The following is a 19,434-nucleotide window of genomic DNA, read 5'->3' as shown; positions in this document are numbered from 1 at the left end:
AAAACCGGCCGCAGCGGCGTGCTGACCGCTGCGGCCGGTGTCTCGTGCGGTGCTGAGGTGTTGCTACTTGCCGCCGTCGGCGGGCTCGCTGGTGCCCCACATGTCGCCGAGCGGCTTCACCGCCGGCTCGCCGGGGCCCCGGCCGTCGCCCTGCGGCTTGGATATGGGCTTGTCGGCGTCGGCGGGCTCGCTGGTGCCCCAGTCGTCGCCGAGCGGTTTGACGGTGGGCGAAGAAGTGGCCTTCGTCGTGAGCTTGCCATCCCCCGTAGTCGGCCGGCCGGCGTTGCGCTCTTCCTGCGACCTGGTCTCGCTCAAGATCAGCTCCTTGTCGTGTGTCCATGCCGGCGCGCTGCCCGGTCACTCCCCCGTGGCCCACGGACGGCGCCTGCCGGCCAACCGTCCCCCCGTGAGGCGGTTGGTGCGGACGAGCGTGGCACGCCGGGATAAACGTTCGATGAATGCCCCGTTGTTGGTGGTTTCGGGGACTCAGACGGTAGAAGAGCCCAAAAGGTTGCGAACCTCGGCGGCTTCCGGGCTGCCCTGCTCCTCGTAGGCGCGCAGCGCCTCCTGCCAGCAGGCCCGGGCGCGGCCGTTCTGCCCGGTGCTGTCCAGGGCGCGACCGAGCGCGGTGAGCACGTTGGCCCGCCGCCACGGCCCGCCGATGTCCCGCAGCCGGGCCAGGGCCTGCTCGGCCAGGCTCGCGGCCTCGGCCGGCTCGGCCATGGACAGGCGGGCACCGGCCATGCGGAACAGGGTCATCCCCTCCCACAGCCGCTGCCGGTGGGAGGTGAAACCGCCGAGCGCGGTGGACAGGTGCTGGATGGCGGCGGCGTGCTCCCCGTTCTCCGACAGGGCGCGGCCCAGCGCGTACTGGCCGTTGGCCAGCCGCAGGTCGGAGCCGAGCGCCCGCAGGATGTCCAGGCTCTGCCTGGCCAGCGCGACGGCCTCCTCGGTGCGGCCCATCTGGAGATTGATATAGCTGAGGTTCCCCAGGGCGCTGGCCTCGCTCGGCCGGTTGTCGTCGGAGCGGAACTCGTCGAGTGCCCGCGACAAGTAGGCGTGCGACTCCTCGTGCCGCCCCTGGTAGAGAGCGGTCAGGCCCAGGGCGTTGGCCGCGTGGCCGCACGCCACCGGATCGCCGGATTCCGTGCCGAGGCGCAGGGCGATCACGCCGTGCTCGCGCGAGGACTCGAAGCGCCCGGCGTGGCTGTCCGCCTTCGTCAACGCGACCCGCGCGCGCCCCTCGGCGTGCGAGTCCCCGGCCCGCTGCGCCGCGGCGAGCACCGCGTGCGCGGCCCGTTCGTACTGGAGCGAGAACGCGCCGGACTCCGACAGGTCGAGCGCCACGAGCAGCAGGTCGGCCGCCTTGCGCGGCAGCGACCCGCCGGCCGCGCCCCGCGCGCAGGACAGCAGGCTGTCGGCCTCCGTGAACAGCCACTCCACCGCGGCGGCCGTGGAGTCGAACGCCAGCCCGGGGGACGCGGTGGGTTCCACGTGCGCGGTCAGCCGGTCGCCCGGCCGCTCCAGGCGGTACACCTCCGCCGTCGCCGCCAGGTAGAAGTCGAGCAGCCGGGTGCGCGCCGCCTCCCGCTCGGTGGGCGGTTGCTCGTCGCGCTCCGCGCAGGCCCGCGCGAACAGGCGGACCAGGTCGTGGAACCGGTAGCGTCCCGGCGCGGCCGACTCCAGCAGGGACGTGTCGACCAGGGTCTCAAGGACCGTCTCGGTCGTGTCCACGTCCCGGTCGAGCAGGGCCGCCGCGGCGGCGAGGGACAGATCGGGTCCGTCGGCGAGGCCGAGCAGGCGGAACGCGCGGGCCGCCTCGCGGTCCAGCTGCCCGTAGCCCAGCTCGAACGTGGCCTTCACCGCCTGGTCGCCCGCCTGGAGCTCGTCCAGGCGGCGGCGCTCGTTGCTGAGCTTGCGGGCCAGGGTGGAGACCGTCCAGGTGCGCCGCGCGGCCAGGCGCGCGGCGGCGATCCTGATGGCGAGCGGCAGGAAGCCGCAGGCGGCCACGACGTCCATCGCCGCGTCGCGCTCCGCGTTGACCCGCTCGGGCCCGACGATGCGGGTGAAGAGGGTCAGCGCCTCCTCCGGGCTCATCACGTCGAGGTCGACCAGGTGCGCCCCGGCCAGGTCCACCATGCGCACCCGGCTGGTGATCAGCGCGGCGCAGCCCGGGGTGCCGGGCAGCAGGTGGCGCACCTGGGCGGCGTCGCGCGCGTTGTCGAGCAGGGTGAGGACGCGGCGGCCGTCGAGCAGCGAACGGAACATCGCCGCCCGTTCCGCCTCGCCCTCGGGAATGGCCGAGTCCTGGGTGCCCAGGGCCCGCAGGAAGGCGCCGAGCACGGCGCCCGGGTCGGCGGCGTTGGCGCCCGCGCCCTGGAGGTCCACGTACAACTGCCCGTCGGGGAAGTGCTCGCGGGCCGCGTGCGCGACCTGCACGGCCAGCGTCGTCTTGCCGACCCCGCCGATGCCCGCGACGGCCGAGACGGCCATCACCCGGCCGCCGGACGAGGCCAGTTGAGCGCCGAGTTCGGCAACGAACGCGGCCCGTCCGGTGAAGTCGGGCACGGCGGCCGGGAGTTGCGCCGGTCGGACGACCCGGACCGTGGTGGAGGCGGCGGGCTGAGCGGCCTGCATCAGGCTGGTGTCCGCCGCGAGGATGCGCTGCTGGAGGTCGGCCAGCTCCGCACGCGGCTCCACGCCGAGTTCGTTGATCAGCAGCTCGCGCGTGTCCGTGTAGACCGCGAGCGCCTCGACCTGCCGGCCGCTGCGGTACAGCGCGAGCATCAGCAGCTCCCGCAGCCGCTCCCGCATGGGGTGACTCGTGGTCAGGGCGGTCAGCTCGGACACGGATTCGGCGTGCAGACCGGCCTGGAGGCCGGTGTCGAGCCGCTGCTCCTGGAGCACGAGCCGCTGCTCGGCGAGCTGGGTGCGGGCCACCTCGGCCTCGGGGCCCGGCACACCGCCCAGGGCCTCGCCGTCCCACAGCGCGAGCGCCTTCCCGTACAGCTCGTGCGCGCGCAGCGGGTCGCCGGCCGCCGCCGCCTTCTCCGCCGCGGTCGTCAACTTGGTGACGGTGTCGGCGTCGAGGTCGTCGAACGGCCCGAGCCGCAGCGCGTAGCCGCCCAGCTCGGTGACCAGCACCCCGGTGCGGGGCGCGAAGGTCTTCCGCAGCCGGGAGGCGTAGGTGCGCAGCGCGGCCAGGGCCTGCTGCGGCGGTTCCTCGCCCCAGAGCGCGTTCACCAGCTCCTGAGCGGTGGCCGTGCGCCCTCTTCGCAGCAGCAGCGCGGCCAGCAGGGCGCGTTGCTGAGGGGCCCCGGCGGGCAGGGGCTTCTCCCCCTGCCAGGCGCGAACCGGACCCAGCACGGCGAAGTGCAAGGTAGGCGTGTGACCCCCCGTGGTCCCCTCACCAACGACCATGGTGTCCTCTGCTTCTTACCTCTTCAACGTATGGGGCGAACGTTGGAGTCTATCGGTGTCACACGGCCCCGAGAAAGACCGGGTTCGTCATCGCGGCCATCGGTCCGGGTAGCGCCGGTTCGGCCGACTCCGGTGCGGGATGCCGGACTTCGGCGCGTACGTACGCGGCGTTCGCGACCGTGGTCCGCCACGTGACCGTGCCGCTGCCGTCGGCCGCCAGGGCGCCGGTGCGCAGCACGCCCTGGTCGGTGACCAGCCGCACCACGCCGTCGGGGACGCCGGAGGCGTCGAGCCGGACCGTCACCTTCCGTCCGGGCGGGGCGGGCAGCCGTTCACCGATCCCGGCGTGCCGGCCGCGTTCGTCGGTGACGGAGAACGACAGGCCGACGCCCGAGGACTCCGCGATCCACGAGCGGCCCGCGCGGATGCCCGCGAGCACGGCCTGCCGTGACAGGTCGTCGGCCAGGACGACGGTCTGCGGCAGGCCGACGACGTCGGGCTCGCGGTGCGCGTCGCTGTTGCCCATCGCGGGCAGCCAGCCGCGGCCGTCGCGCAGCAGCGCGTCCCAACTGGCCAGGGACAGCTCGTCCTCCGCGGTCCAGGGCCCGTTCCACACCTCGACGGCGTCGGCGCCGGTGAACCCGAACTTGAAGGCGCAGCCGATGCACGCCGCGTGCGCGTGCGCGGGCACCACGAGGCCGTCGGCGCGGTGGATGCGCCGGACGAACTGGTCGTAGGCGTCGTCGCGGGCGCGGTAGCGCCAGTCGATGAACGTCCCCGGGTCGATGCCGAGGGCGAGGAAGTGGCCGTTGCGCGTGGTGACCTCCTCGCCGCACAGCACCAGCAGGTCATCGCCCCACAGGCCCTGCCACGCGCCGTGCGCGGACGAGGTGTTGTGCTCGGTTGACACGATGAAGTCGAGACCGGCGGCGCGGGCCGCGGCGGCCACGTCGGCCGGCGTGCGGCGGCCGTCGGAGTACACGGTGTGCAGGTGGCAGTCGCCGCGGTACCAGGCGCGGCCCCGGCCCGCCGCGCGCTCGGGCGGGTGGACGGGGCGCGGGGTGCGCCCCGCCCTGCCGCGCGTGAGCGTGATGGTGACCTCGTAGTCCAGGCCCTGCGGCGCGACGGTGTAGGGGCCGAGCACCACGTGCCAGGTGCCGGGGTTGACCGGTCCCGCGAGGTAGCCGGGCGTCGCCTCCTCGGCGGACACGGAGAACTCGGTGCGCGCGCCGCCCGACCAGCCGCGGAAGCCGGCGCCCGGCAGGTCGGTGCCGCGTTCGTCGAACAAGCCGATGTCCAGCGCGTTGCCCTGCGTGCCCGCGGGCACCGCCGGCCGGTCGTAGCGGTAGGACACGGAGATCCTGCGCACGCCGCGCGGCACCCTGACCGGCAGGTGGACGAAGTCGGGCGCGCCCGTCTCCAGGTGGCCGCGCACGGTGCGGGTCTCCTCGTCGCCCTCCCCCCGGTCCGAGGCCGCCGCGAAGTCCACCGGGGCCAGCGTCACGGCGGCGGTCCCCCCGGCCGCCGCGCCGAGTCGGAGCGCGTCGCGTCGTTTCATGGCCGTGTCTCCCGTCGTGTGGGGGCTTACTACGGTTGTCGCGCGGAATCCGGTGAGTGGCCACCGTCACACGCGCAGATGGCGGCCCGGGAAAGAGCGGTCGATGCGCCGGCGCACAGCGAACGACGCCGTACCCGCGCGGAAGGCTCCCTCTTATGCTCGTGGGATGACGACGAGCGCTCAGGGACCGACAGCGAACGCGATGCGGCGCGCCCTGCGCCGGGCCAGGGACGGGGTGTCCCTGGACGTGGCGGAGGCGGCCGTGCTGCTCCAGGCGCGGGGCGATGACCTGGTCACGCTGGCCGGGGCCGCGGCCCGGGTCAGGGACGCGGGTCTCGAAGCGGCGGGGCGGCCGGGAGTGATCACCTACTCCAAGAAGGTGTTCATTCCGCTGACCAGGCTCTGCCGGGACCGTTGCCACTACTGCACCTTCGTGACCGTTCCGGGCAAGCTGCGCCGGGAGGGGCACGGCATGTTCCTGTCCCCGGACGAGGTGCTCGACATCGCGCGCCGCGGCGCGGCGCTCGGCTGCAAGGAAGCCCTGTTCACCCTCGGCGACAAGCCCGAGGACCGGTGGCCCGAGGCCCGCGAGTGGCTGGACGCGGCCGGCTACGACGACACGCTCGCCTACGTGCGGGCCATGGCCGTGCGCGTGCTTGAGGAGACCGGGCTGCTGCCGCACCTGAACCCGGGTGTGCTGTCCTGGACCGACTTCCAGCGGCTCAAGCCCGTCGCGCCCTCCATGGGCATGATGCTGGAGACGACGGCGACCCGCCTGTGGTCGGAGCCGGGCGGCCCGCACCACGGCTCGCCCGACAAGGAGCCCGCCGTGCGCCTGCGCGTCCTGCACGACGCGGGCCGTTCCAGCGTGCCGTTCACCACCGGGCTCCTCATCGGCATCGGCGAGACCTACGAGGAACGCGCCGAGTCCGTCCTCGAACTGCGGCGCGTCGCGCGTGCCTACCGCGGCGTGCAGGAGGTCATCGTCCAGAACTTCCGCGCCAAGCCCGACACCGCGATGCGCGCGATGCCCGACGCGGAACTCCAGGAACTCGCCGCGGCCGTCGCCGTCACCCGCCTGCTGCTCGGCCCCGACGCCCGCGTGCAGGCCCCGCCGAACCTGGTGGACGACGAGTACGCCCTGCTGATCTCCGCGGGCATCGACGACTGGGGCGGCGTCTCGCCGCTCACCCCCGACCACGTCAACCCCGAGCGGCCCTGGCCGCAGATCGACGACCTCGCGCGGCGCACCGCGGCGGCCGGCTTCGAGCTGCGCGAACGGCTCACCATCTACCCGGAGTTCATCCGGCGCGGCGAACCGTGGCTCGACCCGCGCCTGCTGCCGCACGTCACCGCGCTGGCCGACCCGGCCACCGGCCTGGCCCGCGAGGACGCGCTGCCCGCGGGCCTGCCGTGGCAGGAGCCCGACGAGCCGCTGTCCGACACGGGACGCACCGACCTGCACCGTTCGATCGACACCGAGGGCCGCACCGGCGACCGGCGGGCCGACTTCGACGAGGTGTACGGCGACTGGGCCGCGCTCGCCGAGGCCGCCGCGCCCGGCATGGCGCCCGAACGCATCGACGGCGACGTCCGCGCGGCCCTCGCCACCGCGGCGGACGACCCGAGGCGGCTCACGGACGAGCAGGCGCTCGCCCTGCTGCACGCCGAGGGCCCGGCCCTCGACGCCCTGTGCCGCGTGGCCGACGACCTGCGGCGTTCCGTCGTGGGCGACGAGGTCACCTACATCGTCACCCGCAACATCAACTTCACCAACGTCTGCTACACCGGCTGCCGCTTCTGCGCGTTCGCGCAGCGCCGCACCGACGCCGACGCCTACACCCTCTCCCTCGACCAGGTCGCGGAACGGGCCGCGCAGGCGTGGGAGGTCGGCGCCGTCGAGGTGTGCATGCAGGGCGGCATCCACCCCGACCTGCCGGGCAGCGCCTACTTCGACATCGCGCGCGCCGTGAAGGAACGCGTCCCCGGCATCCACGTGCACGCGTTCTCACCGATGGAGGTCGTCAACGGCGCCACGCGCACCGGCCTTTCGGTCCGCGACTGGCTCACCGCCGCCAAGGAGGCGGGCCTGGACTCCATCCCCGGCACGGCCGCCGAGATCCTCGACGACGAGGTGCGGTGGGTGCTCACCAAGGGCAAGCTGCCCGCGGCCACCTGGATCGACGTGGTGTCCACCGCGCACGAACTCGGCCTGCGCTCCTCCTCCACCATGATGTACGGGCACGTCGACCAGCCGCGGCACTGGCTCGGCCACCTGCGCACGCTCGCCCGCATGCAGCGCGCCAACGAGGAGAAGGGCGTGCCGGGCTTCACCGAGTTCGTCACGCTGCCGTTCATCCACACCAACGCGCCCGTCTACCTGGCCGGCATCGCCAGACCCGGCCCGACGCGGCGCGACAACCTGGCCGTCACCGCCATGGCCAGGCTGCTGCTGCACCCGCACATCACCAACATCCAGACCAGCTGGGTGAAGCTGGGCACCGAGGGCGCCGCCGAGATGCTGCGCTCGGGCGCCAACGACCTGGGCGGCACGCTGATGGAGGAGACCATCTCGCGGATGGCCGGCTCCGCGTACGGCTCCTACCGTTCGGTCGCCGACCTGCGGGCCATCGCGGAGGCGGCCGGCCGGCCGTCCCGGCTGCGCACCACGACGTACGGCGAGGTGGGTGCGGAACGCACCGAGCGCGCGCTCGCCGCCGACGGGCACCTGCCCAAGCTGCTGCCGGTGGTGGGCGCGGGAGCCGGGGCGTGACCGGCCCGGCCGGGCACGCGCTGTGGGGGCGCGCGGAGCAGCAGGACTTCCGCAGCCGTGTGCGCGGCTGCCTGCTGGGCGGCGCGATAGGTGACGCGCTGGGCGCGGGCATCGAGTTCGACTCGCTCGCCGCGATACGCGAACGGCACGGCCCGGCCGGCGTCACCGACTACGTGCCCGCCTACGGCAGGCGCGGCGCCGTCACGGACGACACGCAGATGACGCTGTTCACCGTCGACGGCCTGATCCGTGCCCACGTGCGCCGCGACACCGGCGCCTGGCACCCGCCGACCGACGTGCACGCCGCCTACCGCCGCTGGTACGCGACCCAGCGCGAGTGGGGCCCGGACGAACGCCGGGCGGGCGACGGCTGGCTGGCGCGCCAGGAATGGCTGTACGCGCAGCGGGCCCCCGGCCGGGCCTGCCTGAGCGGCCTCGCCGACGCCGCGATGGGCACGGTCGACCGGCCCAAGAACCCCGAGTCCAAGGGCTGCGGAACGGTCATGCGCTCGGCGCCGTTCGGACTGCTCGTGGGGTGGGAGCCGCAACTGGTGTTCCAGCTGGCCGTGGAGTGCGCGGCCCAGACGCACGGCCACCCCACGGGCGTGCTCGCGGCCGGCGCGTTCGCGGCCATCGTGCACGCCCTGGTGCGCGGGGACGACCTCGACACGGCGGTGCAGAAGGCGCTGGTGCACCTCGCGGCCAGGCCGGGGCACGAGGAGACGACCGCCGCGCTGCGGCAGGCGCTCGGCGCGGTGCGGCAGGGCATGCCGAGCCCGGAGCGCGTGGAGTCGCTGGGGGAGGGGTGGACGGCCGAGGAGGCGCTGGCCATCGGCGTGTACTGCGCGCTGGTCGCCGAGGACGTGGGCCACGGGCTGCTGCTCGCGGTCAACCACGGCGGCGACTCGGACTCCACCGGGTCCGTCTGCGGCAACCTGCTCGGCGCCCTGCACGGCGAGACCGCCCTGCCGCCCGCGTGGCTCGCCGAGCTGGAGGGGCGTGCCGCCATCGCGGAACTGGCCGACGACTTCGCCATGGAGATGACGCAGGGGCCGGCCCTGCACGGGCCCGCCGACTCGGCCCGCGTCTGGCTGGAACGCTACCCGCGGGCCTGACGCGCCGCCGCCCGCCCCCGAGGCTCGGGCCGGGCCCTCGGGGGCGCGGTGCCCTCGGGGGCGCGGCGGGGCGCGGGGGCGGGTCTGCCTGCTGCTTGGCGCTTTCTGACGTCATGTGACCTCTTTGACTTCTTGTGGCGCCTCTTGACGGGTGGCGTTCCGTGGTTCAGGGTGCTGGCTCGTATCCAGGTGCCGACGGCCCGTCCCGGGCCGCCGCAAGCGCCCGGCGCCGACCCGGGCGAGGCCACCGGGCGGACCCGCGCGGACACCTCACCGTGCGGAGGCACCGGGCGGAGGCGTTGCGCAGTGGCGTGGTGCGGAGGCACCGGGCGAAGGCACCGAATCCACCGAATCCACCGAATCCACCGAACGCACCGAGCGAGAAGGCGGCAGCACGTGACGCACGACCCGGCCGGACCCGCACCCGACACCGAACGCTCCCCGCACACCGGCCTGACCCGCGCCCACTGGGAGCACACCGCCGACCGGCTGCTCGGCGCGGTGCGCCGCCACGCCCGCCCGGGGAACGCCCTGATCGACCTGCCGGGCCCGCCCAGCGGTTCCGGCACGTGGAGCGACGGACTCGAAGGCTTCGCGCGCACGTTCCTGCTCGCCGCGTTCCGCGCCGCGCACGCCCCCGAGGACGAGGCGGCGCGCATCCTCGCGCCGTGGGCCGAGGGCCTGGCGCACGGCAGCGACCCGGCGGCGCCCCACCGCTGGCCGAGGCCCGCCGACGTCAGGCAGGCGCGCGTGGAGGCCGCGTCCATCGCGATCGGCCTGCACGAGACCCGGCACCTGCTGTGGGACCGGCTGCCCGACCCCGTGCGCGAACGCCTCTGCGACTGGCTCTCCGACCTCGCGGGCGCCGAGGTGCCGCCGAACAACTGGGTCTGGTTCCGCGCGGTCACCGCCGCGTTCCTCCGTTCGGTCGGCGCGCCGCACTCGGCCGCCGACATCGAGCACGCCATCGCGGAGACCGACGGCTGGTACCTGGGCCACGGCTGGTACACCGACGGCCGGCGCACCAACGTCGACCACTACAACGGCTGGGCCATGCACCTCTACCCGCTGTGGTACTGCCGCGTCTCGGGGGCCGACGCGGAGCCGGGACTGCGCGAGCGCTACCGCGAACGGCTGCGCGCGTTCCTCACCGACGCCGCGCACCTGGTGGCGGGCGACGGCGCGCCGCTGCACCAGGGCCGTTCCCTCACGTACCGGTTCGCCGCCGCCGCGCCGTTCTGGAACGGCGTGCTGTTCGGCGCCGACCCGCTGCCGCCAGGACTCGCCCGCCGCGCGGCGAGCGGCATGCTGCGGCACTTCACCGAGCGCGGCGCGCTGGAGCCCGACGGGCTGCTGTCCCTCGGCTGGCACCGGCCGTTCGAGCCCGTGCGCCAGCGCTACTCGGGGCCGGCCTCGCCCTACTGGGCGAGCAAGGGGTTCAGCGGCCTGCTGCTGCCGCCCGACCACCCCGCGTGGACCGTGCGCGAGGCACCGCTGCCCGTCGAGCGGGGCGGCTTCACCCGCGTACTGCCCGCCCCCGGCTGGGTGGTCTCCGGCACCGCGGCGGACGGCGTGATCCGCGTGGCCAACCACGGCACGGAACACAGCAACGGCTACGAGCCGTTCTACTCCCGCGCCGCCTACACCACCCACACCTCGCCCGATGTCGCCGACGACGCGCCCGGCAACAGGACCTCGGTGCTGGCCGCCGACGGGACGCCGTCGCGGCGCGGGCCGCTGCGGCGCGTGCTGGCCGAGGGCCGCACGGCGGTCTCCCGGCACCGCGCGACGTGGCCGGACGAGGAGGCCCGGGACCGGGAGGCGCCGGGCCCGTGGGTGACCGAGGCGGCGGTGCTCAACGGCCCGTGGGAGGTGCGCCTCGTGGCCCTCGCGCCGGGGCGGCGGGTCAGGATCGGCGGCCACGCGCTCGCGGCCGACGAGCCGCCGGCCGGACACGGCGGAGCCGTCCGCCGCGCCGACGGGCTGACCAGCGGCCTGGTCGCGCCCGGCGGCGGGGGCGAGGCGCGGCTGCACCGCGCCGAGGGCGTCAACGCGTTCGGCCGGTACAGCGCCACCCCCGTGTACGAGGCGGCCGGACCGCTGCACGCCGTGGCCGTCTTCCTCGGCGCGACGGCCGACGGAACGCTCCCGCCCGCGCCCGCCTGGGAGACCGCGCCGGCGTCCGCGCCGGGGAGCGTGCAGGTGACCGTCCGCTGGCCGGACGGCAGCACCGACTCGGTGGTGCTGCCCGCGCCCTGAGCACGCGCGCCGCGCCCCCGCGCGCACTTCCGTTCGCTTCGATCGCTTCCGTCCGCCCCCGTGCGCCCTCGTCCGCCGGCGGTGGTCGGCCGCCGGGGGCGCGCGTGCGGGCGCGCGTCCCCCGCGGTCCCGTCACGGGCTGATGGTGATGGCCTCCATGGACAGGCCGCGGCCCGTCGTGCCGACCCGGACGGTGGGGGCGCGCAGCGTGTTCTGCCAGCCGATCCCCGCCACGTGGGCACGCGCGCCCACGGTGCCCGTGCCGACCGAGATCTCGACGGCCTCAAGCCCCAGGGCGAGCCCGGTGGTGCCGATCTCGACCGTCTCCCCCGGAGTGTCGGCGCACTGCCACGCCTGCCAGCCGCGGGAGGCGACGTGGCCCCTGGCGCACAGCTCGCCGACATCGGTCGCCGTGAGCCGGAGCGCCTCCATCCGCAGCCCCTGTCCCGTGGTGCCGGCGACCCCGCCGCCGCAGGTGAACCCGGTGTACCAGCCGAGCCCTTCGACGTGGGCCGTGTAGCAGATGGACCGGGCGGCGGCGTCCGCCGACCCGGCCGGTTCCGCGGCGGCGGCCGGGCCGCCGCCGCACAGCAGGGCGGCGACGGCCGCCGATGTGACCGAACGCTTCAGCACGCGGTTCCCCATCTCGTTCGTGCGAGCGATGACATGACCACGTAATGCTGCCCGCGCCGCCCACCGGGCATCCGCGCCACCGGAACGCCTGCTCCCGGCCGCCCCGCTACATGAGGCGCAGCTGCGTGTCCCGCGACCGCTGCCCGGGCACCGCCCCCACGGCACCGACCGTGCCGGCGCCCAGCCCGTCGAGCCGGTCGAGGAACGGGGAGCGGCGTGCCGCGCGCGCCGCTCCGTGCCGCGCCCGCTGCGCCGCGTGGCTCAGGTACAGCCGCCGCCGGGCCCGCGTCATGCCGACGAACAGCAGCCGCCGTTCCTCCGCCTCGTCCTCCGGGTCCTGCTCCGCGCCCGGCCAGCGCAGCGGCAGCAGGCCGTCCTCGCAGCCCACGACGAACACCACGGGGAATTCCAGCCCCTTGGCCGCGTGCAGGGTCAGCAGCGAGATCCGGTCCGCGCGCGGGTCCCAGGCGTCCACCTCGACCCCCAGCGCGAGTTCGTCCCTGAACCGCTGCTCGTCACCCTCGCAGCGCCGCGCCAGCGGCCACAGCAGCTCGACGGCCGACCGGACCGCGGCGTCCTCGTCCTGCCGCAGCCGCTCCCAGGTGCGACCCGCCGCCAGCGCCGCGAGCACCTCGGGTACCCCGGGGCGGTCCGCGAGCCGGTCGTGCGACCGCTTCTGGAACGGCAGCCCGGCGCGCGTCAGCGCCTCGATCACGGCGCGCGCCTGCCGGTCCGTCCGGTACAGCACGGCGAAGTCGGAGAACCCGAGGCCCTCCGCGCCCTCCGTCTCCGCCCAGCCGCTGTCCCGCGCGTGGAACGTCGCGCCACCGAGCAGCTCCTCGACGGTACGCGCCACGAACGTCGCCTCCGCCTGCTCGCCCCCCGCCGCGTACACGCCGACCGGCGCGCCGCCGTGCGCCCCCAGCGGGCGCAGCACGCGCCCCGGCACCAGCGTGGCGGGTTCGATCACGCGCAGCGCGGCCGTCAGCACGGGCGCGGCCGAGCGGTAGTTGCGGGTCAGCGAGACCGTGCGGGCGCCGGGGAAGTCCTCGCGGAACCGCAGGAAGAACCCCACGTCGGCGCCCCGGAAGCGGTAGATGGACTGGTCGGGGTCGCCGATCGCGGTCAGGTTGCCGTCCGGGGGAGCGAGGTGGCGCAGCAGCCGGTACTGGCGTTCGTCCACGTCCTGGTACTCGTCCACGGAGATCCACCGGTACCGGTCGCGGTAGGCGGCGGCCAGTTCCGGGTCGGCGTCCAGCAGCGCGAGCGGCAGATCGATGAGGTCGTCGAAGTCGACCAGGTCGGGCTGGAATCCGTCCAGTTCCTCGGTGACCGCGAAGTCGGCCACGAGCCCGGCCCGTTCGTGCTGCTCGCGCAGGATGGCCAGGCCGAGTGAGTGGAACGTGGCGATGGTCAGTTCCCGCGCGTGCGCGGGAACGAGCGCGGTGAGGCGTTCGCGCATCTCCTCGGCCGCGCGGCGGGTGAAGGTGATGGCCAGGCAGTGCCGTGCCGGCACGCCGTGCTCGGTGACCAGGCGCGCGATGCGGTGCGTGAGCGTCCTGGTCTTCCCCGTGCCGGGGCCCGCGACGATCAGCAGGGGGCCCTCGGTCACCGCGGCGGCGGCCTCCTGGTCGGGATCGAGGCCGAACGGCGCGCCGTCCGCGCTCGCCCGGGCGCGTTGCGCGGCGGCGTCCGCCGCCGGCTGCGCGCCCGGGCCGCGCTCAGGGCGCGTGGCCGGCCGCCGTTGCGCGGGCACGGCGGCGCCCGCGCCGGTCTCCGTTCCCGCGCCGGTCTCCGTTCCCGCGCCGGTCTCCGTTCCCGCGCCGGGCCCGGCGGCGTCGAACAGCGCGTCGTCGAACAGCGCCGGGGTCGCCCCGGCCGCCCTGCGGCGCAACTCGCCCGGCTCGAACAGCCGGATCACCCCGTACTCGCCGTCGAACCCGGCCTCCCTGATCACCTCTCCGCGCCGCAGCCTCGCCACGGCCTCGCCCAGCGGCTCCGAGTGCGCGGCGATGTCCTCGACCGGAACATGCAGCAGCACGGAGAGCTCGGGCCCGAGCGCGGCGGTCAGCGTGTCGATCTCGCGCAGCACCCGTTTGCTGCGCGGCCCCACCCCCGCGATCTCGCCCACGATCTCCGGCAGCGGCACCAGGCTGTGGAACCCGGCCGCGCCCGCGGGGCGCACCGGCGCGGCCCGATCGGCCAACTCCTCGACGCGGCTGAGCACTCCGACGGTCAGCGGCTTGCCGCACTCGGGGCAGCGACCGCCGAGCGCGATGGTCTCCGCCGGGTCCGTGCGCACGCCGCACTTGCGGTGCCCGTCGGTGTGGTACTTGCCCTCCTCGGGGAAGAACTCGACCGTTCCCGCATGCCCCTTGCCGGTCTCCAGCGCGGAACGGACCGCCCAGTAGGACAGTTCGGTGTCGAAAAGAGTCGTCTCGCGGCCGAGCATGGGCGGCGAGTGCGCGTCCGAGTTGCTGACCAGGCGGTACCGATCGAGTCCCGAGACGCGCCAGTTCATCTCCGGGTCGCTCGAAAGCCCCGTCTCAAGAGCGAAGATGTGCCCCGCCAGGTCGGCGTAGCAGTCCTCGATCGCGTCGAACCCCGACTTCGAGCCGAGCACCGCGAACCACGGCGTCCACACGTGCGCGGGCACCAGGTACGCGTCCGCGCTGCACTCCAGGGCGATCTCCAGCAGATCGCGCGAGTCGAGGCCGAGGATCGGCCGGCCGTCGGACGCGATGTTGCCGATGCGCGCCAGCCGCCGGTTGAACTCGGCGGCGGCGGCCAGATCCGGCAGGTACACCAGGTGGTGCACCTTGCGGGTGCGGCCGTCGCGTTTGTAAATAGTGGAAATTTCCACCGACAGCATGAAGCGCACCGGCCGCGCGGCGAGATTCGGCGGCAGCCGCCTGGAGATGTCCGCGTCGAGATCGTCCCTGAGCCGGTACAGACCGGGCTCGGCGGGGACCAGACTGTCCGTCAGGTGGTCGAACCAGGCCGGGTGCGTCACATCGCCCGTGCCCACGAGCGTGATCCCCTTGCGGCGCGCCCACCAGGTCAGATGCTCAAGGTCGCAATCCCTGCTGCACGCCCGGGAGTACTTGGAATGAATATGCAGGTCGGCATGGAAGCGCATCTGATGCAGAATCTCACAGTGCTCGAAGAACCTTTGACCGGAGGAAACGCCAACGCCGGTGTGGTACGCGTCGGTGACACCGTGCGCCGGCCCGCCGGGCCGTGGACCCCGGCGGTGCATGCCCTCCTCGCCCACCTCGACGCCGTCGGCTACCCGGCCGCGCCACGCCCGCTGGGGATCGACGAGCAGGGCCGCGAGGTCCTGACGTTCGCGCCCGGGGCGACCGTGTGGCCGGAGCGGTTCCCGATGCTCGACCCCGCCGACCGGCTGGCGCGTGTCGCCCGGCTGATCCGGGCGTTCCACGACGCCGTGGCCGGGTTCACCCCGCCGCAGGACGCGCGCTGGAACGCAATGATCCCCGCCGACGGCGCCGAGATCATCGCCCACCACGACCTCGCCCCGTGGAACCTGGTGGTCGAAGAGGCCGCGGACACCTGGACGTTCATCGACTGGGACCTCGCCGCGCCCGGCACCAGGCTGTGGGACCTCGCCTGGGCCGCGCTCGGCTTCGTGCCGCTCTCGGGGAACCCGGAGTTCCGTCGCGCGGACCGGGACGCGGCGGCCAGGCTGCGCCTGTTCGCCGATGCCTACGGCCTCGACGACGAGGGGGAGCGCCGCGCGCTCGTTCCGTTGCTGCGGCAACGCGCGCTCGCCATGTACGACTTCCTCAAGTCCTCGCACGCGGCGGGCAGCCAGCCGTGGGCGCGGCTGTGGGAGGAGGGGCACGGCGACGCCTGGCTCGGACACGCCGACTACGCCGCGGAACGCGCCGAGCTGTGGACGCGGGCGCTGCTGGACTGAGCGCGGGCGCGGCTCACCAGGGCACGGCGAACGCGCGGGCCGGGTTGGCCACGAAGGCCGCCTCGGCCACCTCGGGGCCCAACTCCCGCTCCAGCGACGGACGCAGAACGCCCAGCAGGTGCGGCATGCCCGGGCCCTCCCCGCCGGAGGCCCTGGCCACCGGCCTCGTGGTGTCCGTGCCGAGCAGCACCTGACCGGTGTGCCCGGCACCGACGAGGGCCGCCAGGGTGCCGAGCAGCCGGGCGTCGGTGGCGTGGTGCGCCCGCGCGGGACCGTCGAACGCCAGGTACGCGCCGGTGTCCGCGGCCTGCCGCGGCACCCGCGGGTCGGGGGAGCGCCCGACGTGGCCGAGCACGACCCGGTCCTGCGGCACGCCCAGCGTGCCGCACAGCAGGTCCACCGCGTCGAGCGCGGCCGTTCCGCCCTCCAGGTGCACCGCGACCGGGGCACCCGTCCTGTGGTGCGCCTCGGCCGCCGCGGTCATGACCCGCCGGGCGTGCGCGTCGAGGCCGTGCGGCGCGCCCGCCACCTTGATGAGTCCGGCCCTGGCGGGGCCCGTGGGCCCGTCGGGGTCGTCGTCGGTGTGGAGCCCCCGCGTCAGTTCGGCGACGAACAGGTCCGCGAGCCGCCCGCCGACGCGTTCCAGCAGGGCGGGCGCGTAGTGCCCCGCCTGGTGCAGCCCGGTGGCCGCGACCACGTGCACCCCGGCGGCACGCGAGACTTCCGCGAGCCGCCCGGCCCGGCGCCCCATCCCGAACGGAGTCCACTGCACCACCGCGCCACCCCCGAGCCGTGCGAACGCCCGCGCCTCCGCGACGGCCGCCTCCGGGTCGTCCAGCTCCCGGCCGGCGAGGCGCGGTGAGGCGAGGAAGAGGTGGTTGTGTGCGTCGCACACGCCCAGTTCGGCCGGCGGGACGTCCCCGAGCACGGTCCTGATCGCGGGCTGACTCATGGGAACCGAGCGTACGCGGCGCGCCACCGCGCCCGCCCCCGCCGCCCGGCTTCCAGCAGCCGGGCGGCGCGGGGCAGGGCTCGGGCCCTCGCAAGCGCGGCGATGCTGGCAGTATGGCCAAAGCCTGACAGGCAGTTCCTGCCGGGCGCGGCACTGGCCGCACGCCACACCACGAGGGGGACTCGTGTCCGACCAGAATCCTTACCAGCCGCCGCAGCAGCCTTCGGGGTACGGCTATCCGAGCCAGCCCTCGCAGCCGTCGGGCTACCCGCCGCCGGGCGCGGGCTACGCCCCGCAGCCGGGCTACGGCGGCTACCCGCAGGACCCCAACGCGCCCTTCGGGTACGACCGCATGGGACGCCCGTACTCGAACAAGTCCAAGATAGTCGCCGGCGTGCTTCAGCTGCTGCTCGGTGGCGTGGGCGCGGGCCGCTGGTACACCGGGCACACCGGCATGGCCGTCGCCCAGCTGCTCACCTGCGGCGGGCTCGGGATCTGGGCGCTCATCGACGGCGTCATCTTCCTGGTGAGCGAGGACCGCACCGACGCCCGCGGCCTCGTGCTCAAGGGCTGAACCGGCCATGGCGGCGCGGCGGTTCCGGCACCCGGCGGTCCCGCCGCTCGCCGCCCTGGCGACGGGGCTCGCCGGCGCGGCCTACCTGTGGCACACCGACCCGCACGAGGGCGGCGCGCTGCTGCCGCGCTGTCCCGTGAACTGGGCCACCGGGCTCGACTGCCCCGCCTGCGGCGGCACGCGCATGGCCTACCACCTGCTGCACGCGGACGTGCCGGCCGCGTTCCAGGACAACGCGCTGCTGCTCGTGGCGGGGGTGCCGCTCGGCGCCTGGCTGGGGGGCCGCTGGCTCTGGGAGGGGCTGCGCGGGCGGCGCTACCGGCCGAGGTTCGCGCGGTGGCAGGCGGCGCTGGTCGTCGGGGGCGCCGTGGCGTGGGCCGTGCTCCGCAACCTGGCACAGTGAACGCGGCCCGTGCCGTGTCCGACCCCCCGCTTCGTGAGTGAGGCCGCCGACGTGACGACTTCCGCCCCCGTGCCCACCCCTGACGCTCCGCAACCGTCCGCCGCGGTGCGGATCGAGTACTGCACGCGGTGCCGCTGGCTGCCCAGGGCGGCCTGGCTGGCACAGGAACTGCTCGGCACGTTCGAGGCCGAACTGTCCGAGGTGGCACTCGTGCCGGGCACCGGCGGTGTGTTCCGGGTCAGCGTCGGCGACGAGGTGGTGTGGGACCGGCGTGCGCAGGGATTCCCCGAGCCGACCGCCGTCAAGCGGCTGATCCGCGACCGGGTGGCGCCCGATCGCGCCCTGGGCCACGCGGACCACTGACCTGCCCCGCCCGCTCCGGTCCCGGCCCTCCTGGGCGCGCGCGCACCGGCACGTCCTTCCGCGCCCGGCCCCGTTCACCGGACTCCACGCCCCGCCCTCTCGGCGGCCTCCCCGCCGGGCCCGCCGACCTCCGGTGTCCCCGGACCGGACGCCTCACGCGGCCCCCAGGCCCCCAGGTGCGCTCCCGCGCCTTCGCGGCCCACGCCCGGCATGGCTGGTTCCCGTCCTTGGCAGCGGGGGCGGAACCGGGAATATCCTGTGCCTCGATTGTCGTGGACATGCGCAACTCGTGCATGCCCGTCACGCTTCACGCACCTCACATTCCGCTCATCCACCGGATCGACGAATCCCCCTGGAGGACGCACGTGAGAACGAAGCGCACCACCTCGCGCACAGGCGCCACCCGACGCCTGCGCGCCGCCGCGTCCGTCGCGGGCGGCCTGCTGGCCGCCGCGGCGCTGTTCACCCCGGGTGTCGCGCACGCGGCCTCCCCGGCGGTCGCGCCGGCGGCGGCCGGCACCTTCAGCACCGACCAGCTGGCCGACGCGAGCGAGGCCGTCGACGCCGCGAACATCGCCGGCACCGCCTGGGCGGTCGACACGGAGGCCAACGAGGTCCACGTCCTGGCCGACGAGTCCGTCACCCAGCGGGAGATAGCCGCGATCGAGGCGAGCGCGGACGGCCTGTCCGAGGCGCTGCGCATCGAACGCGTCCCCGGAACGTTCGAGACCTACCTCCAGGGCGGCGACCCCATCTACGCGGATGTCGGCTGGACCTGCTCCGCCGGCTTCAACGTCCGGGCGGGCGGCACGTTCTACTTCCTCACCGCGGGCCACTGCACCGAGGACCCGTACGGCCCCACGCCGCCCTACCCGCTGTGGAACGACGGCGCCAGCTGGATCGGCTTCACCGCCGGCTCGAACTTCCCCGGCGACGACTTCGGCATCGTCCAGTACGACCCGCAGCCGGGCTCCGTGCCGAGCACGGTCGTCGGCGGCGGCACCATCACCGGCTTCGGCAACCCGGTCGTCGGGCAGTCCGCCTGCCGCAGCGGCGTCACCACCGGGCTGCGCTGCGGCAGCGTCACCGGCCTCAACTGGTCGGTGGACTACGGCGGCGGCGACATCGTCCACGGCATGATCAGGACCAACATCTGCGCCGAACCCGGCGACAGCGGCGGCCCGCTGTGGTCGGGCAGCACCGGCCTCGGCCTGACCTCGGGCGGCAGCGGCAACTGCTCCGTCGGCGGCACCACGTTCTTCCAGCCCGTCGCCGAGGCCGCGTCCTACTACGGCGTCACCGTGCCCTGACGGGCACGCCCGCCTTTTCCCGCCCCACCGCGCACGTCCCCGCCCGGCTCGCAGCCGGGCGGGGACGTCCCCGTCCACCGCGTTCCGGCTTGACCGGCCAGGCCGCATCGGGTCGACTGGCAGCGATCCGGGAC

14 protein-coding genes are annotated in these 19,434 nt (G+C 75.0%); 8 read left to right on the top strand and 6 right to left on the bottom strand.

The features are described 5' to 3' along the window. Positions 1-63: 63 nt before the first annotated feature. From LC193_RS12105 to LC193_RS12095, 3 genes are all read right to left on the bottom strand, one after another. Complete coding sequence (locus tag LC193_RS12105) at positions 64-315, bottom strand: hypothetical protein (protein ID WP_226073963.1); 252 nt, start codon at positions 313-315, stop codon at positions 64-66. Between the two features lie 171 nt (positions 316-486). Next, on the bottom strand, positions 487-3,420 hold the full coding sequence (locus LC193_RS12100; protein ID WP_226073962.1) for an AfsR/SARP family transcriptional regulator: 2,934 nt from the start codon (positions 3,418-3,420) through the stop codon (positions 487-489). Positions 3,421-3,478: 58 nt separating this feature from the next. Beyond that, positions 3,479-4,978, bottom strand: coding sequence for a CehA/McbA family metallohydrolase (locus LC193_RS12095; RefSeq protein WP_226073961.1), 1,500 nt, complete (start codon positions 4,976-4,978; stop codon positions 3,479-3,481). Between the two features lie 166 nt (positions 4,979-5,144). On the opposite strand from LC193_RS12095, the gene LC193_RS12090 reads away from it, so the two are divergent. The 3 genes from LC193_RS12090 (at position 5,145) to LC193_RS12080 (ending at position 11,125) form a co-directional block, all read left to right on the top strand. Next, positions 5,145-7,751, top strand: a complete 2,607-nt coding sequence (locus tag LC193_RS12090; RefSeq protein WP_226073960.1) for a bifunctional FO biosynthesis protein CofGH — start codon at positions 5,145-5,147, stop codon at positions 7,749-7,751. Continuing rightward, positions 7,748-8,866, top strand: coding sequence for an ADP-ribosylglycohydrolase family protein (locus tag LC193_RS12085; protein WP_226073959.1), 1,119 nt, complete (start codon positions 7,748-7,750; stop codon positions 8,864-8,866). Before LC193_RS12090 ends, LC193_RS12085 begins: the two co-directional genes overlap by 4 nt. Positions 8,867-9,262: 396 nt before the next feature. Next, a complete protein-coding gene (locus LC193_RS12080; RefSeq protein WP_226073958.1) occupies positions 9,263-11,125 on the top strand; it encodes a DUF2264 domain-containing protein in 1,863 nt (620 codons plus the stop codon). A gap of 132 nt (positions 11,126-11,257) precedes the next feature. On the opposite strand, the gene LC193_RS12075 is transcribed toward LC193_RS12080, so the two are convergent. Together LC193_RS12075 and LC193_RS12070 are read right to left on the bottom strand one after the other, a co-directional pair. After that, complete coding sequence (locus tag LC193_RS12075) at positions 11,258-11,758, bottom strand: hypothetical protein (protein WP_226073956.1); 501 nt, start codon at positions 11,756-11,758, stop codon at positions 11,258-11,260. Positions 11,759-11,864: 106 nt separating this feature from the next. Continuing rightward, a complete protein-coding gene (locus tag LC193_RS12070) occupies positions 11,865-14,897 on the bottom strand; it encodes a UvrD-helicase domain-containing protein (protein WP_226073954.1) in 3,033 nt (1,010 codons plus the stop codon). Positions 14,898-14,900: 3 nt separating this feature from the next. Here LC193_RS12070 and LC193_RS12065 point away from each other — a divergent pair, with 3 nt between their 5' ends. After that, on the top strand, positions 14,901-15,698 hold the full coding sequence (locus LC193_RS12065; protein WP_226073953.1) for a phosphotransferase: 798 nt from the start codon (positions 14,901-14,903) through the stop codon (positions 15,696-15,698). 13 nt (positions 15,699-15,711) lie between these two features. On the opposite strand, the gene LC193_RS12060 is transcribed toward LC193_RS12065, so the two are convergent. Continuing rightward, positions 15,712-16,650, bottom strand: a complete 939-nt coding sequence (locus LC193_RS12060; protein WP_226073951.1) for a phosphotriesterase family protein — start codon at positions 16,648-16,650, stop codon at positions 15,712-15,714. 184 nt (positions 16,651-16,834) lie between these two features. Here LC193_RS12060 and LC193_RS12055 point away from each other — a divergent pair, with 184 nt between their 5' ends. The 4 genes from LC193_RS12055 (at position 16,835) to LC193_RS12040 (ending at position 19,300) form a co-directional block, all read left to right on the top strand. After that, the gene (locus tag LC193_RS12055) at positions 16,835-17,224 is read left to right on the top strand and encodes a TM2 domain-containing protein (protein ID WP_226073949.1); all 390 of its coding nucleotides are present in this window, start codon (positions 16,835-16,837) and stop codon (positions 17,222-17,224) included. A gap of 7 nt (positions 17,225-17,231) precedes the next feature. Next, positions 17,232-17,627 (top strand): DUF2752 domain-containing protein, encoded by a 396-nt coding sequence (locus LC193_RS12050; RefSeq protein ID WP_226073947.1) that lies wholly within the window; start codon positions 17,232-17,234, stop codon positions 17,625-17,627. 51 nt (positions 17,628-17,678) lie between these two features. Continuing rightward, positions 17,679-17,990 carry a SelT/SelW/SelH family protein gene (locus LC193_RS12045; RefSeq protein ID WP_226073945.1) on the top strand — a complete coding sequence of 104 codons (312 nt, stop codon included), beginning with the start codon at positions 17,679-17,681 and terminating at the stop codon, positions 17,988-17,990. A 365-nt stretch (positions 17,991-18,355) separates the two neighbouring features. Next, complete coding sequence (locus LC193_RS12040; RefSeq protein WP_226073943.1) at positions 18,356-19,300, top strand: S1 family peptidase; 945 nt, start codon at positions 18,356-18,358, stop codon at positions 19,298-19,300. Positions 19,301-19,434 lie beyond the last annotated feature (134 nt).

Origin of the sequence: Streptomyces marincola, assembly GCF_020410765.1 — a bacterium.
In the GTDB taxonomy this organism is placed as follows: Bacteria; Actinomycetota; Actinomycetes; order Streptomycetales; family Streptomycetaceae; genus Streptomyces; species Streptomyces marincola.
This window is presented reverse-complemented; position numbering and strand designations above follow the sequence as displayed.